Annotated in this window: 10 protein-coding genes and 1 riboswitch; of the genes, 7 read left to right on the top strand and 3 right to left on the bottom strand. The window is 67.2% G+C overall.

Going from position 1 to position 14,710, the window contains the following annotated elements:
• Window positions 1-133 precede the first annotated feature (133 nt).
• Window positions 134-2,155, top strand: a complete 2,022-nt coding sequence (locus BM150_RS04040; RefSeq protein WP_245755244.1) for a transglycosylase domain-containing protein — start codon at window positions 134-136, stop codon at window positions 2,153-2,155.
• 132 nt (window positions 2,156-2,287) lie between these two features.
• Here BM150_RS04040 and BM150_RS04035 read toward each other — a convergent pair whose 3' ends face one another.
• The gene (locus BM150_RS04035; RefSeq protein WP_175496676.1) at window positions 2,288-3,250 is read right to left on the bottom strand and encodes a CPBP family intramembrane glutamic endopeptidase; all 963 of its coding nucleotides are present in this window, start codon (window positions 3,248-3,250) and stop codon (window positions 2,288-2,290) included.
• 276 nt (window positions 3,251-3,526) lie between these two features.
• Window positions 3,527-5,818, bottom strand: a complete 2,292-nt coding sequence (gene metE, locus BM150_RS04030; RefSeq protein ID WP_092924028.1) for a 5-methyltetrahydropteroyltriglutamate--homocysteine S-methyltransferase — start codon at window positions 5,816-5,818, stop codon at window positions 3,527-3,529.
• Window positions 5,819-5,957: 139 nt separating this feature from the next.
• Window positions 5,958-6,214: riboswitch (cobalamin riboswitch) on the bottom strand.
• 170 nt (window positions 6,215-6,384) lie between these two features.
• On the opposite strand from metE, the gene BM150_RS04025 reads away from it, so the two are divergent.
• The 3 genes from BM150_RS04025 (at window position 6,385) to BM150_RS04015 (ending at window position 10,545) form a co-directional block, all read left to right on the top strand.
• Entirely contained in the window at window positions 6,385-7,737 is a 1,353-nt protein-coding gene (locus BM150_RS04025; protein ID WP_092924025.1) for a serine hydrolase domain-containing protein, read from the top strand.
• Window positions 7,738-8,263: 526 nt separating this feature from the next.
• A complete protein-coding gene (locus BM150_RS04020; RefSeq protein WP_092924023.1) occupies window positions 8,264-9,931 on the top strand; it encodes a sodium:solute symporter family protein in 1,668 nt (555 codons plus the stop codon).
• 326 nt (window positions 9,932-10,257) lie between these two features.
• Window positions 10,258-10,545, top strand: coding sequence for a hypothetical protein (locus BM150_RS04015; RefSeq protein WP_092924020.1), 288 nt, complete (start codon window positions 10,258-10,260; stop codon window positions 10,543-10,545).
• Window positions 10,546-10,607: 62 nt separating this feature from the next.
• On the opposite strand, the gene BM150_RS04010 is transcribed toward BM150_RS04015, so the two are convergent.
• Window positions 10,608-11,369: an IclR family transcriptional regulator gene (locus BM150_RS04010; protein ID WP_092924017.1), complete on the bottom strand. Its 762-nt coding sequence runs from the start codon at window positions 11,367-11,369 to the stop codon at window positions 10,608-10,610.
• A 236-nt stretch (window positions 11,370-11,605) separates the two neighbouring features.
• On the opposite strand from BM150_RS04010, the gene BM150_RS04005 reads away from it, so the two are divergent.
• From BM150_RS04005 to BM150_RS03995, 3 genes are read left to right on the top strand one after another with little or no spacing between them, the layout of a single operon-like run.
• Window positions 11,606-12,514 carry a U32 family peptidase gene (locus BM150_RS04005; RefSeq protein ID WP_245755243.1) on the top strand — a complete coding sequence of 303 codons (909 nt, stop codon included), beginning with the start codon at window positions 11,606-11,608 and terminating at the stop codon, window positions 12,512-12,514.
• Window positions 12,511-13,674 carry a galactonate dehydratase gene (gene dgoD / locus BM150_RS04000; RefSeq protein WP_092924010.1) on the top strand — a complete coding sequence of 388 codons (1,164 nt, stop codon included), beginning with the start codon at window positions 12,511-12,513 and terminating at the stop codon, window positions 13,672-13,674. Before BM150_RS04005 ends, dgoD begins: the two co-directional genes overlap by 4 nt.
• Window positions 13,671-14,684, top strand: a complete 1,014-nt coding sequence (locus BM150_RS03995) for a zinc-dependent alcohol dehydrogenase (protein ID WP_092924007.1) — start codon at window positions 13,671-13,673, stop codon at window positions 14,682-14,684. The genes dgoD and BM150_RS03995 overlap by 4 nt, the downstream gene beginning before the upstream one ends.
• The last annotated feature ends 26 nt before the right edge of the window (window positions 14,685-14,710 follow it).

Raw genomic sequence — 14,710 nt, 5'->3', positions numbered from 1 at the left:
TGAAACGCGGCACGCGCGCCGGAGCCCGATGTCGATGCTCTGCTCGGTGGACACGAGTGTGATTGGGGCTTGCGTGCGGCGCGGTGGCGTGCTGTTAAAACTCTTCGGTCTTTGTGTGCTTTCAGGTGTGCTGGTGGCCAGTCTGATGCTGCCCGCCGCCATCGGTGCCGGTGCCATGGTGAACGAGACGACCTCGGCCATGTCCCGGATGTCGGATTCGTTGGAGGAGGCGCGAATGCCGCTGACCACCGACGTGCTCGACCGCAACGGCGATCCGATCGCCCATTTCTACGACGACTACCGGATTCCCACCTCCTCCGACGAGATCGCCGACACCATGCGCTCGGCGATCACCGCGATCGAGGACAAGCGGTTCTGGGACCACAACGGTGTCGACTGGCAGGGCACCATGCGCGCGCTGGCCACCAACATCAGCAGTGGTTCCGTGCAGGAGGGCGCCTCCACGATCACCCAGCAGTACGTGAAGAACTACCTGGTGCACGTGGCGGCCGACAACAAGGTGGAGCGTCACGACGCCCAGGCCACCACCATCGCCCGCAAGCTGCGCGAGGCACGGTTGGCCGTGGAGCTCGAACGCACCATGAGCAAGGACGAGATCCTCACCTCCTACCTGAACGTGGTGCCGTTCGGTAACCAGACGTTCGGGGTCGGTGCCGCCGCCCAGACCTACTTCGGCATCAGCTCGGACCAGCTGAACATTCAGCAGGCCGCGCTGCTGGCCGCGATCGTCAACGCGCCCGGCGCGCTCAATCCGAACAGCAACCCGGACGCGGCGCGGGAGCGGCGCAACGAGGTCATCGATCGGATGGCCCAGCCGAACAACAACTTCCGGATCACGAAGGAGGACGCCGAGCGTGCCAAGCAGCAGCCGCTGGGCGTGCTGCACCCGCTGGGGCGGCCGCCGAGCAGCTGCGTGAGCGCGGGCGGCAGCGCCACCAACGGATTCTTCTGCTCCTACTTGCGGGACTACCTCAACGAGGCCGGTTTCAGTGACAAGGAGCTGGAGAACGGCGGTTACACCATCCACACCACGATGGATCCCGAGGCCACCAAGTCGGCCAAGAAGGCGGCCGAGGCGCAGGTCCCCAAGGACTCCGACAACATCGCCAACCCGATGGCGATCGTGGAGCCGGGCCAGAACAGCCACAAGGTCAGGGCGCTGGTCGCCAACCGCGACTACGGCAACGACGCCAGCAAGGGGCAGACGGCCTACAACATCACCACCGAAGTGATTCCCTACGGATCAGGCTCGGTGTTCAAGATCTTCACCGCCGCCGCCGCGATCCAGCAGGGGTGGAGCCCGAACGACACGATTCCGGTTCCGTCCGCTTACACGACGCACCAGTTCGGACACGGGCAGCAGTGGACCGTGCACAACGCCGAGGGCGTCTCCTCCGGCAGCAGAAGCCTGCGGGACGCGCTGGCCACTTCTCCGAACACCGGGTTCGTCTGGCTGCTGGAGCGGGTCGGACTGAACAACGCCGTGGACATGGCCGAGAAACTGGGGCTGCGCCACAGTCTCAGTCGGAAGGTGGACGCCGACGGGGATCCCGAGACGGACAAGAAGGTCACGAAGGCGAAGGACATCAAGCAGAGCAGGCAGGGATCGTTCACGCTCGGTGTCACACCGGTGAGCGTGCTGGAGCTGTCCAACGTCATGGCCACCATCGCCAGCGACGGCAAGTGGTGCCCGCCCACTCCGGTGGAGTCGATCACCGACCGCGACGGCAACCCGGTCCAGGTCAACGAGAAGTCCTGCTCACAGGTGGTGTCCCCGCGCACCGCGCACGGACTGGCGCAGGGGCTCTCCGACGACCACAAGGCGGGCGGTACCTCGCACGCCGCCGCCGAGTCCGCGGGCTGGACCAGGCCGTTGATGGCGAAGACGGGAACCACGCAGTACTACCAGTCCGCCGTGCTGGTCGGTGCCACTCCGCAGATGGCGGGCGCCGTGATGACCTACACCGACGGCCCGCCCTACGAGGGGATCTGCGTCAACGGCAGCGCGGCGCCCTACCAGTGCAGTGACACGGGCGGGAACCTCTACGGGGGCACCATTCCGGCGCGGACGTTCTACCCGGCCATGAACACGGTGCACGAGGGGCTCCCGGTCAAGCAGCTGCCCGAGTTCTGAGGCGTGCGACGGCCCGGCCGGTCGAATCCCAGGTGACCGGCCGGGCCGTTTTCGTTCGGTGTGTCCGGTCCACAGCGGCACCGGCTCGAACGGGGGGCACGGGCGTGCCCCTCCTCGACGGGACGCGGAGGATCAGCGGTGGTGGAACCGGGAGACACCGCTGGTGATGCCCTCTTCCTCCACCTGTTCCCGTGAGATGCGCACCGGCAGCCGGTGCAGCGCCACCAGCAGCAGGATCAGCAACCCCAGCACGATCCAGCCCGTCCAGCCGAGCAGACCCACCGAGACGTTGGAGAACGTCTCCTCCGGTGCGTTGAACACGGCGGGGAGCACGGCCGCGGCGTTGAGGAAACCGTGCGCGACCACGGCGGGCCACACGCTGCGCGAAGCCAGCCTGAGCCAGCCGAGCAGCACGCTGACCAGCACGCAGAAAATGATCATCATGATGAAGGCGGCCACCACGGGCACGGTCGGGTAGTTGTACCCCAGCACCAGCAGCGGAGCGTGCCAGAGTCCCCACAGCACTCCGGTGATCAGGAACGCGGCCGGTTGGCCGAGCGGCAGCAGAGCGGGGGTGAGGTAACCCCGCCAGCCCCATTCCTCACCGGCGGCGGGAATCACGTTCAGCCAGCCGAACACGAACACGTGCGACAGCAGCAGCAGACCCCCGGCGAACGCGGAGTCCGGGGCCTGGTCGGTCAGCGCGAAGCGGAGCTGTCCCGGCAGCCCGGTGAAGTCGAACCAGCTCGCGTCGTAGACGGTCAGTGCCCAGCCGACCAACAGCGCCAGCAGCATCGCCACCGGCGCACCGATCCAGCCGAGCAGCCCGTACCGCCACCAGCCGCGTATCCCGTTCGGATGGGTCACACCGGTCTCGCGGAGTATCCGGCCTCGCGGGCTGATCCAGCGGTTCGTCACGAACGTCGCGACTGCGGGCATGAACATCATCGCGATCAGCAGTGGCGGGTACCAGGCCCAGGACAGACCCTTGCCGGAAAGCCACAGCGGCAGGGTCAGCAACCATGCCGGTATGTAGGCGATCAGCACGAAGCCGACCACCCCGCGAACGTCCACTCGGTCGTACTCGGAGCTCATCCCGGTAATTCTGCCAACCCGAGTCGCACACATACAGCGGGTGATCGCCGATATTCACCACGGAAACTCCGCTTCCCGGGTGTCCCGGGGTCGATCGGCGGAACCTCTCACCGTTCCGGCGGTCCGGAGCCTCGGCCGAACACGAACGGGGCGCCCCGGGCTCCGTGAACCCCGGGGCGACCCGTTCCACGCCGTGCGCGTGTCGTTCCCGCGCGGGAACTCATGGCTGGTGAACGCGCACGACGCGAGTCCGACGATCCGACCCCTCAGGTGCGCTCAGCTCCGCGACGAGCCGCGCACCCGCTCGGTCGCGACACGCATGTTCTCCAGAGCGGTCCGCACCTCCTCGTAGCCACGGGTCTTGAGCCCGCAGTCGGGGTTGACCCACAGCCGCTCGGCGGGCACCGCTTCCAGGGCCGCGCTGAGCAGCTTCTCGATCTCGTCGGAATCCGGTACACGTGGTGAGTGGATGTCGTAGACACCCGGGCCGACGCCCCTGGCGAACCCGACCTCGTTGAGGTCGTCCAGCACCTCCATCCGGGAACGAGCGGCCTCCAGGCTCGTCACGTCCGCGTCGAGATCCACGATCGCGTTGATGACCTCGCCGAACTCGGAGTAGCACAGGTGGGTGTGGATCTGCGTGGCGTCGGTTACGCCCGCCGTGGCCAGCCGGAACGAGCGCACCGCCCACTCCAGGTAGTGCCCGTGCCGTTCGGAACGCAGCGGTAGCAGCTCGCGCAGTGCGGGCTCGTCGACCTGCACCACGCCGATACCGGCCGATTCGAGGTCGCCCACCTCGTCCCGGATCGCCAGCGCCACCTGGTTGGCCGTGTCCCCGAGCGGCTGGTCGTCCCGGACGAAGGACCAGGCCAGGATGGTGACCGGACCGGTGAGCATGCCCTTGACCGGCTTGCTGGTCATGCTCTGGGCCTTCTTGGCCCACTCGACCGTGATGGGCTCGGGCCGCGAGACGTCGCCGAACAGGATCGGCGGGCGCACGCAGCGCGAGCCGTAGGACTGCACCCAGCCGTTCAGCGTGCTCACGAAGCCGTTCATGTACTCCGAGAAGTACTGCACCATGTCGTTGCGCTCGGGCTCGCCGTGCACGAGCACGTCGAGGCCGAGATCCTCCTGCATGGTGATCACGCGCTGGATCTCGTCGACCATCCTGGTGTTGTAGGTGGCCTCGTCGATCTTGCCGTCCCGGAGCTGGGCGCGCGCCTTGCGCACGTCCGTGGTCTGCGGGAAAGAACCGATCGTCGTGGTCGGCAGCGGCGGAAGTCCCAGTGCCCGTTGCTGATCCGCACGCCGCTTGGTGTACTCACCGCGATCCGCGTCCCGCGGGCGCAGTTTCGAGATACGATCACGCACCGCCTTGTCGTGCAGCCTTGCCGCGTTTCGCCGGTCCTCGATCGGAGCGCGGGCCTTGTCCAGTCGGCCGCGTACCGCCTCGCGCCCCTCGTGCAGGGCGCGGTCGAGCAGCACGACCTCCTCGACCTTCTGCCGCGCGAACGCCAGCCAGGACTTGACCTGCGGGTCGATGTCCTGCTCGGCCTCGACGTCGTAGGGCACGTGCAGCAGCGAGCACGAGGTGCCCACCGATACCTCACCGGCGAGACCGAGCAGCGTCGCCGCCTTGGCCAGCGCGTCGTCGAGGTCGGTCCGCCAGATGTTGCGGCCTTCCACGAGACCGGCCACCAGCGTCTTGTTCCGCAGGCCGGTCAGGCCGGACAGCACCTCCATCGTGGTCGATCCCGCCACGAGGTCGACCCCGACCGCCTCGATCGGTGAGGAGGCCAGCACGCCGAGGGCCTCGCCCGGATCGCCGAAGTAGGTGGGCACGAACAGTTTCGGCCGTGCGGTGAGCTCACCGAGCCTGCGGTAGGCGCCGCGCAGCTTCTCCAGTTCCGCCGGTTCGCGGTCGGCCGCGAACGCCGGCTCGTCGAGCTGCACCCACTCCACACCGGCGCGGTGGAGCTCGCCCAGCAGCTCGGCGTAAACCTCCAGCAGGTCGTCCAACCGGTGCAGCGGCGCGAAGGAGGACGGTGCCCCCTCGGCGCTCTTGGACAGCAGCAGGAAGGTCAGCGGCCCCACCAGCACGGGGCGGGTGGTTATCCCGAGTTCCCGCGCCTCCTGGAACCGCTCCACCGGGGTGCGGTCGGCGAGACCGAACCCGGTGTCCGGGCCGATCTCGGGAACGAGGTAGTGGTAGTTGGTGTCGAACCACTTCGTCATCTCCAGCGGCGGGGTGGATTCCACACCGCGTGCCATGGCGAAGTAGGTGTCCAACGGGTCCAGCCCCAGCTCGCGGTAGCGCTCCGGCACGGCGCCGAAGGTCACCGCGGTGTCCAGGACCTGGTCGTAATAGGAGAACGTGTTGCTGGGAACGGATCCCAGACCCGCCTCGTGCAGTTCCCGCCAGCTCTGGGTACGCAGCGTGCGGGCGGTCTCGCGCAGCTGTTCCTCACCGCTCCTGCCCGCCCAGTAGCTCTCCAGGGCCCGCTTGAGTTCCCGCTGCGGGCCGATGCGGGGGTATCCGAGTACGGTGGATCCGATTTCGCTGGTCAAAGCTCTCTCCTCGCGAGCTCGACGACATGGTCGACCGAGCACCTCGAGGAATGAGGGCACACGTGTCCACGGTCGCGTGGGAGCTCGCGACGTGACCGCCCTGCCGACCTTCCCTCGAGGTCCCGGACTCGCGCACCGCTCGCGGTGCGCACCGACGGCAGGTCTTCGGACTCGCGGGCACCGCCGGCTGTAGCCGGTTCTCCTACTGGTCGTCGGCTTCCCGGACCCCTGGTCCAGTGCCGTGTTCCGCTCGCGATCCCGGGCGGGGAGCGCGGCGGTGACGACGTTCGTTCCCACTCACCGCTGCGGGGCAGTTCCGGATTCGCACCGGATTCCCTCTTGCCTCAGCGCCGAGGCCTGTGCCCTCGCCGCTGAACCATCGGCGCTCGTATGGTTGCGTGCCCCGCCCGGTTTGGCAAGCCCCGTCCGTCTTTCACGGCGGTTGATCGACACGCTCGTACCGCCGCTCGGCTGCCGTTTCGCCGTTCGGTGTATCAGCGGTCACACCGCGTTCCGGCGCGTGGCGAACTTGCCAACGACGGTGGCCGCGCGAAAGTATGTGCTGCATGGCCGGTGAACTTCTGCCCGCGACCCGACGTGCACTGCTGCGCCGACTGGCACTGGAACAGTCGGGGAACCGTGTTCCCTCGATCATCGCCGGATTGGTGCGCGACGGTGAGACGATCTGGGTGGATTCCCGGGGGTGGGTGGGCGATCGACGGCCCGATTCCGATACGCAGTACCGCATCGGGTCCATCACCAAGACCTTCGTGGCTGTGCTGGTGCTGCGACTGCGGGACGAGGGACTGCTGTCGTTGTCCGACCGGTTCGGGGACCACGTGCCGGGCACGGCCGTCGACGACCGGCAGATCTGGCAGTTGCTCGCGCACAACAGTGGGCTCAGCTCCGAGCCGGCCGGGCAGTGGTGGGAGCGGACCAAGGGCGAGGCCGCCGGGGACTTCCTCGCGGGCGTGGACAGCGACCAGCTGCGTCCCGAACCGCAGCACGTGTTCCACTACTCCAACACCGCTTTCGGGCTGTTGGGGCAGTTGATCGAGCGCGTACGCGGCAAGGACTTCGCGACGGTGCTGCACGAGGAGATCCTGGAACCGCTCGGGATGCACCGCACCACGGAGAGTCCCGTACCGCCGTACGCGCCCGGTCTGGCGGTGCACCCCTGGGCCGACGTGCTGCAACCCGAACCGTTCGAGGACGCGGTCGCGATGGCTCCGGCAGGTCAGCTCTGGTCCACGGTGGACGACATGATCCGCTGGTTGCGTTTCCTGGCTGGTGAGACCGGGGAGGTGCTGCACCCCGACACGCTCGACGAGATGCGCAAACCGGCCAGTGTGGACGACGGGCCGCAGTGGACCAGGGGAGCCGGGCTGGGGCTGCAACTGGCACGGCACAACGGGCGTGCGCTCGTCGGGCACAGTGGCTCCATGCCGGGGTTTCTGGCCAACATGCTGGCCGAGCCCGCCGAGTCCACCGGTGTGATCTTTCTCGCCAACACGACCGCGGGAGCGAACGGCGCGCTCGCGGTCGATCTGCTCGAGATCCTCGCCGAGCACGAACCCCGCATTCCTCCGGAGTGGGTTCCCGAGGGAGGGGTCTCCGAGGATCTGCTGGAACTGACCGGGTTGTGGTACTGGGGTCCGGTGCCGCAGCTGCTCCGAGTGCTGCCCGACGGCATGCTCGATCTCTCGGCCTGGCAGGGGCCGGGGCGGCAGTCACGCTTCCGGCCGGACGGGCCGGACAACTGGATCGGATTGGACGGCTATCACCGCGGTGAGCGGCTGCGCGTCGTCCGGGCGACCGACGGGTCCGTCACGCATCTGGATCTCAACACCTTCGTCTTCACCAGAAGGCCCTACGATCCCTCGGCCCCCGTTCCGGGTGGGACGCTGCCCTGGGAGTGAGAAACCCGGTGCGAGTCCGCGCGGAGCCTCGTCATTCCCCGCGCGGAGGGAAACGGCCGCCACCTCGGGACACGAGCCGACGTGTGACCGCGCCTCGGCGGAACCCGACACCCGAGAGCCCCGCCCCGCGGAACCGTCCCGGTTTCCCGGGGCGGATCGCTGTCGGAGGTGGTCGCCCGGCATCCCGCGGTGGGCGTTTCGGGCCGCGGGGGACCACTCCGTGAGACGTCGGTTCCCGGTGTGCCGGACCGTGCGCCGTCTCTCGCGGACGAGCGACGCTGTGTGAGCGCTCTCGAAGGAACTCCGCGCTCGCGGGTGTTCGCTGTGCACAAAGTGTTTCGTCGGTTTTCTCCGGTGCTGCCGTACGCATCGGACGGCTGGCGCTGGTACTCCGTTCGAGGGAGAACCTGCCGTCTCGTATGTGTTGACCGTCACCCGATCGTGTCGTACGTTGTCGAACAACGTTCGGTATTCCGGACATGCGATTGGAGAGCCAACTCGCGGACGGCGACAGGATCGGACGACAATGCACACTCTGGCCGATGGGCTACGGCTGTCCATGAACTGGATGGACAGCCTCATTCTTGTCATTTACTTCGTGGTCGTGCTAGGTATCGCGTTCGCCGCGAAACGAAGCGTCCACTCCACGCTCGACTTCTTCCTGTCCGGGCGTTCACTACCCGCGTGGGTGACGGGACTGGCGTTCGTCTCGGCGAATCTGGGAGCCACCGAGATTCTCGGCATGGCCGCCAACGGCGCGCAGTACGGCGCCTACACCGTGCACTGGTATCTGATCGGCGCGATTCCGGCCATGGTTTTCCTCGGCCTGGTCATGATGCCGTTCTATTACAACTCGAAGGTGCGCAGTGTTCCCGAATTCCTGCTGCGGCGGTTCAGCAGTTCCTCGCACCTGTTGAGCGCGGTCATATTCGCGGTGGCCTCGGTTCTGATAGCCGGTGTGAATCTCTACGCGCTGGCCATCGTGCTGCAGGCACTGCTCGGCTGGCCGATCCCGCTGTCCATCGTCATAGCTGGTGTGTTCGTGCTGATCTACATCACCGTCGGTGGACTCACCTCGGCCATCTACAACGAGGTGCTGCAGTTCTTCGTCATCGTGGCGGCGCTGGTGCCGCTCACCGTGCTCGGGCTGATCCGGGTCGGCGGTGTCAGCGGTGTCATCGACAAGGTGACCGCCTCCGAAGGAGCACAGTTCCTGAGCGCCTGGGGCGGCACCGGATTCGGGCAGGACAACCCGCTCGGGGCCAATTGGCTCACCATCTCGCTCGGCCTCGGCTTCGCGATCTCCTTCGGGTACTGGACCACCAACTTCGCGGAGGTGCAGCGCTCCCTGTCCGCCAAGAACCTCTCGGCGGCCCGGCGCACTCCGCTGATCGCTGCGTTCCCCAAGATGTTCATCCCGCTGGTCGTGGTGCTGCCCGGTCTGATCGCGTTGATCATGCAGCCCAACATCGGGCAACCCGGCAGTCAGTACGACTACAACTCGGCGATTCCGCTGCTCATGGCGCAATTGTTGCCGAACGGCGTGCTGGGGCTGGCGGTCACGGGTCTGATGGCCTCGTTCATGGCCGGTATGGCGGCCAACGTCTCCAGTTTCAACACCGTGTTCACCGCGGATATCTGGGAGCCGTACATAAAACCGAACATGCCGGATTCGCACTACCTCACGGTCGGGCGTGTCATCACCGCCATCGGTGTGGTGATCGGTATCGGAACGGCGTTCATCGCGGCTTCCTTCAGCAACATCATGAACTACATGCAGACGTTGTTCTCGTTCTTCAACGTCCCGTTGTTCGCCACGTTCATTCTGGCGTTGTTCTGGAAACGCATGACCGCCAAGGCGGGATTCTGGGGACTGCTGCTCGGCACCCTCGCGCCGATCGCTTTCTACAGCATGTACCGGGTCGGAATAGTGGACATGGACAGCGCGCAGGGCGTGAACATGATCGCGGCCATCATCGCTCTCGTGACCGACCTCGCGGTCAGCGTCCCGATCGCGCTGGCGACGACACCGAAACCGGAGGCCGAGCTCGCGGGGCTGGTCTACACCCGGGCCGATGCCACGGACTCCGGAGAGATGCAGCGGGGCGATGACGCCTGGTACCGCAAACCGGCCCTGCTCGGTTGGGGGGCGATCGTGCTCGCCGTGCTGTGCTACGTCCCCTTCTCCCTCTAGTTTTGGACAGAGTCTTTGGCCGGGCTGCCGGGGTGGTCCCGTGGCGGAACCTCTCGCACGGCTCTCGCTGCGGGTCCGGAGACATCGGGTAGGCACTACACAACATCTCCGGCGTCCTCGCGAGAGCCGCACGGGAGAACCCGCGGCGGTGCCGACTGGGTGCGTCGTTTTTTCGGCACTGCCGTGCCGAAGAGGAACGTCGCACCTCGGCCTGGCCGATCGGGGAGTTCGATGTGGAGTTGTTTCACGGCGCACGAGGGTGTTGCCCGATGAGAGGAATCATGGGTTTGGATCAAGAAGGACAGCAGGTTCGGTGGAGGTGAGCGATGTCGGAGTCACGTGAACCGGGAAGCGAGCAGTCGGACGCCGCACGGCGGGAGCGATCGGCGAAGCTGTTCGACGTGCGGACGGTGATAGGCGGCCTGTTCGTGGTCTACGGCCTGTTGGTCGGTTCGGCCGGGCTGTTTCCCACCGAGGAGGGGTTGGCCAAGGCCCAGGGGGTAAACATCAATCTCTGGACGGGACTGTCGATGTTGGTCCTGGGAGCGCTTTTCCTGCTGTGGGTGCGGTTGCGTCCGCTGGAAACCCCTACGCGGGGCGACGAGGGCGACTGATCGGGTTTACGTCGCGGAAACCCGCCGACGGGGCTTTCGTTCCGGCCGGAACGAAAGCCCCGTCACGCGCGGTAGCCCAACCGTTCCGAGAGGTTCTCCGCTCCCCGCATCACGGTTCCGGTGAGTTCGCTCTCCGAGGTGTCGCTCCAGCGCAGGATGGGAACCGCGATGCTCATCGCGGCCACGACGACTCCGTAGTGATCGTGCACCGGGGCCGCCACACAGGCGACCGCGTCGTTGGACTCGCAGTACTCCCGTGACCGGCCGTGCTCGGCAACGCTGTCGAGCTCCGTGCGCAGGTTCGTGAGGTCGGTGATGCTGTTGTCCGTCATCGCGCGCAGCGCTTCCGAACCGTAGAGCTCGTCGAGCTCCGCCTTCGAGAGCGAGGCGAGCAGGGCCTTGCCGACAGCGGTGCAGTGGGCAGGCAACCGCCTACCCACGGCCGAGACCATCCGCACCGGGTGTCCACTGTCGACCTTGGCGATGTAGAGCACCTCGGTTCCCTCGCGGATGCCGATGTGCACGGTCTCGTTGCACTCGGCGGCCACTTCCTCGGCCACCAGCTGCCCCTCGCGAGCGAGGTCGAGGCGGTCGGCGTAGGCGGAGCCGAGTTGGAAACCCCGCACCCCCAGTCGGTAGCGAGCGCCGCCCCGGACCGAGGGGACGAGATACCCGCGTTCCACGAGCGTGCTGAGCAGCTCGTGCACCGTTGTGCGCGGCAGTCCCAGCTTTCCCGTGATCTCCGGAGCGCTGAGCTCCGGTTCGTCCAGGAAAAGTTCCAGGATGTCGAATGCCCGCTGCAGTGCGGGTACCGCTCGTGCCACCGGATTCGTCCTCCCGTCGTCGAGCCGGGACGCGCTGTGACCCGGCCCGCGATACCTGCCGGTTGTAACTCGGTATTTGACCGGTATTTCGAACAGCCTACCGAACGGTGTAGCCGGTTGCTCGCGGCGCCGTCTATTGACCTCGCGGAACTTCCGCGACTAAGTTGTCCGAACAACGTCCGATATTTCGAACGGAGTAGGCGTTGGAAGCACGAACGTTCTTGCGATCCCAAGGATTGCCATCCGGGGACGCCGAGTCACCGCCGGACAGCTCGAAGCGTTTCCCGGACGGTGCTCGTTACCGGGTGGAGATCCCCAGCACCGAGGGGCCGGAAGTGCTCGACGCGGTGCTTGCCGAGGCCGATGAGCGCGATGTTCCGGTGCACCGGATCTCCCAGGGAAGCGGGGTGATGCTGCTCACCGACGACGAACTCGCGCGCATGGCGGGCACCGCCGCCCGCAACCACGTCGAGTTGAGCCTGTTCGCCCGCCCACAAGCCGGCTGGCACACCGGTGCGATGGCCTCGTCCCCGACCGGAGGCGCGGTCGCGTCCCAGGCGCGCGGCACCGAGCAGCTTGTTCACGTGCTCGAGGACATCCGCAGAAGCGCGGCGGCCGGAGTGCGCAGCGTGCTGATCACCGATCTGGGAGTGCTCTCCGTGGCTGCCAGAATGCGTGCCCAGCGGGAACTCCCCCCGGACATGCGCTTCAAAATCAGTGTCCAAATGGCACTGTCCAATCCGGCCTCGATACGTATCGCGGAGGAGTTCGGCGCCGACACCTACAACGTGCCGACCGATCTCTCCACGGCACAACTGGCCGCGATCCGAGCGGCCACGGACCTTCCGCTCGACGTCTACATCGAGTCCCCCGACGATCTCGGCGGATTCGTCCGGCATTACGAGATAGCCGAGATAGTGCGGGTGGCCGCCCCGGTCTACGTCAAGTTCGGGCTGCGCAACGCACCCAACATCTATCCGAGCGGAAGCCATCTCACCGACACGGCCGTCGGCCTCGGCAAGGAACGCGTGCGCCGCGCCCGCATCGGGCTGGACATGCTGCACCGCTACATGCCCGAGGCGGAGACATCCGAGTTGCCCGTCGCCGATCTGGCCGTCCCGACCGAAGTGGGTGAACACCGATGAAGATCACGAAACTCGAACCCCTGGTACTCGGCACCCCTTGGCGCGATCTGACCTATCTGCGGGTGCACACCGACGACGGCATCGTCGGTGTGGGGGAGACCCGCATGCTGGGTCACACCGAGGCGCTGCTCGGCTACTTCAACGAGGCCGCGCGCAACCACGTGATCGGCGCCGATCCCTTCAACATCGAAGCGCTGGTGTGGCGCATGAAGCGCGGGGACTACGGCCGCGCCGGTGAGGTCGTCATGTCCGGCATCGCCTGCGTGGAGATGGCCTGCTGGGACATCATCGGCAAGGCGCTCGGGCAACCCGTCTGGCGGTTGCTGGGCGGGAACGTCCGGGACGGCATCAAGGCCTACGCCAACGGCTGGTACACCGTCGAGCGGACCACCGAGGAATTCCACCAAGCGGCCCGCGCCGTGGTCGACAGGGGGTACCGGGCGCTCAAGTTCGATCCGTTCGGCCCGGGGCGGTGGGAACTGGAGCCCGCCGAGTCGCGGCGTTCCGTGGAACTCGTCTCCGCGGTGCGGGACGCGGTCGGACCCGACGTCGAGATCCTTGTCGAGATGCACGGCCGGTTCACCCCCGCCGAGGCCACCCGCATCGCCAAGGAGCTCGAACCGTTCGATCCCAGCTGGATCGAGGAACCGGTGCCACCGGAGAACCAGGAGGCGTTGGCCAAGGTCTCGCGGAACACCACGCTGCCGGTGGCCACCGGTGAGCGTATCCACGACCGCATCGAGTTCCGCGAGCTGTTCGCACACCAGTCCGCCGACATCATCCAACCCGACATCGGGCACTTCGGCGGAATAACGGAGACTCGGAAGGTCGCCGCCACCGCCGAGACCCACTACGTGCTGCTCGCCCCGCACAACGTCGGCGGTCCGGTGCTCACCGCCGCCAACCTGCACCTCGCGGCGGTGACCGAGAACTTCAAGATCCAGGAGCACTTCAACGACTTCGCCGACTCCCACGTGAAGCGGGCCGCTCCCGGAGTCCCCGAGGTGGAGGACGGCTACTTCGCGCTGCCCACGGGCCCCGGCCTGGGGGTGGAGCTCGACGTCGACTTCGTGCGGGAGTACCCGGCACGAAGTGCCAGGTTCGACCTCTACGCCGAGGACTGGCAGTTTCGGGGCACGAAGGGAGCGAGCGCCTCGTGAGCGATGCCAGAGCGGTACGCATCGACGAACCCGGCAGTATTCGCGTCGTCCCCACCGAACCCACCGAACCCGGCCCCGGGGAGGCACTCGTCGAGATCGCCCGCAGCGGCATCTGCGGATCCGACCGCGAGGTCTTCACCGGCAACCGGCCCGCGGACTTCGTGAGCTACCCCGTGATCCCCGGTCACGAATGGTCCGGCACCGTCGTCGAGGTGGGTTCGGACGTCACGGCTGATCTCCGTGGCCGGTTGGTCGTGGGGGAGGGATTCTGTGGTTGCGGGGTCTGCCCCGCGTGTCGCAGAGGCGACAACAATCTCTGCGCCACGCAGTACGAGGAAACCGGTTTCACCCGGCCCGGCGCCTGGTCGAACTACCTGACCCTACCCGCGAGACTGCTGCACGTACTGCCCGACGACGCCGATCCGCGCGGTGCGGCGGTGCTGGAGCCGGCCGCGTGCGCGGCCGCGGCCACCCTCAAGCTCGCGGTGGTCCCTGGAGAGCGAGTCGCGGTGGTCGGCGGCGGGAGTCTCGGGCTGTTGTCCACCCAGCTGATCGCCGCTGCCTCCCCCGCGGAGCTGTCCGTGGTGGAGCCCGGCGAGCGGGCCGGGGTCGCCACCGCCTGCGGTGCCACCGGTCTCCACGATCCCGCGGCGGTCGAGCAGCTGGCGGGAAGCTACGACGCCGTGCTGGAGGCTGCGGGAGCACCGGGCACGGCCGCGCTCGCCACCCGGTTGGCACGACCCGGCGGCAGAGTGGTGCTCACCGGAGTGGCCGCCGACGATCCGGAACCACCGGATCCGGCACGCCTGGTGCTCTCGCAGCTCACGGTGCACACCGTCTTCGGCGCTCCCTCCCGCGCGTGGGGGCACGCCGTATCGGCGTTCACCAGCGGTGTGCTGGATCCGGCGCTGCTCGTTACCCGCGAGCTGGAACTGGACGAGGCTTCCGAAGCGCTGCGCCTGCTCGGCGAGCAGCGGGGTGCGGACGTGAAGATCCTGCTGCGCCCGTGACCCCGGCAGTCCGAACGCAGAACTCC

The sequence above is a fragment of the Actinopolyspora alba genome (assembly GCF_900112765.1).
Lineage (GTDB): Bacteria > Actinomycetota > Actinomycetes > Mycobacteriales > Pseudonocardiaceae > Actinopolyspora > Actinopolyspora alba.
Note: the sequence above shows the minus strand (reverse complement) of the source record. Positions and strands in the feature narration are given on the sequence as shown.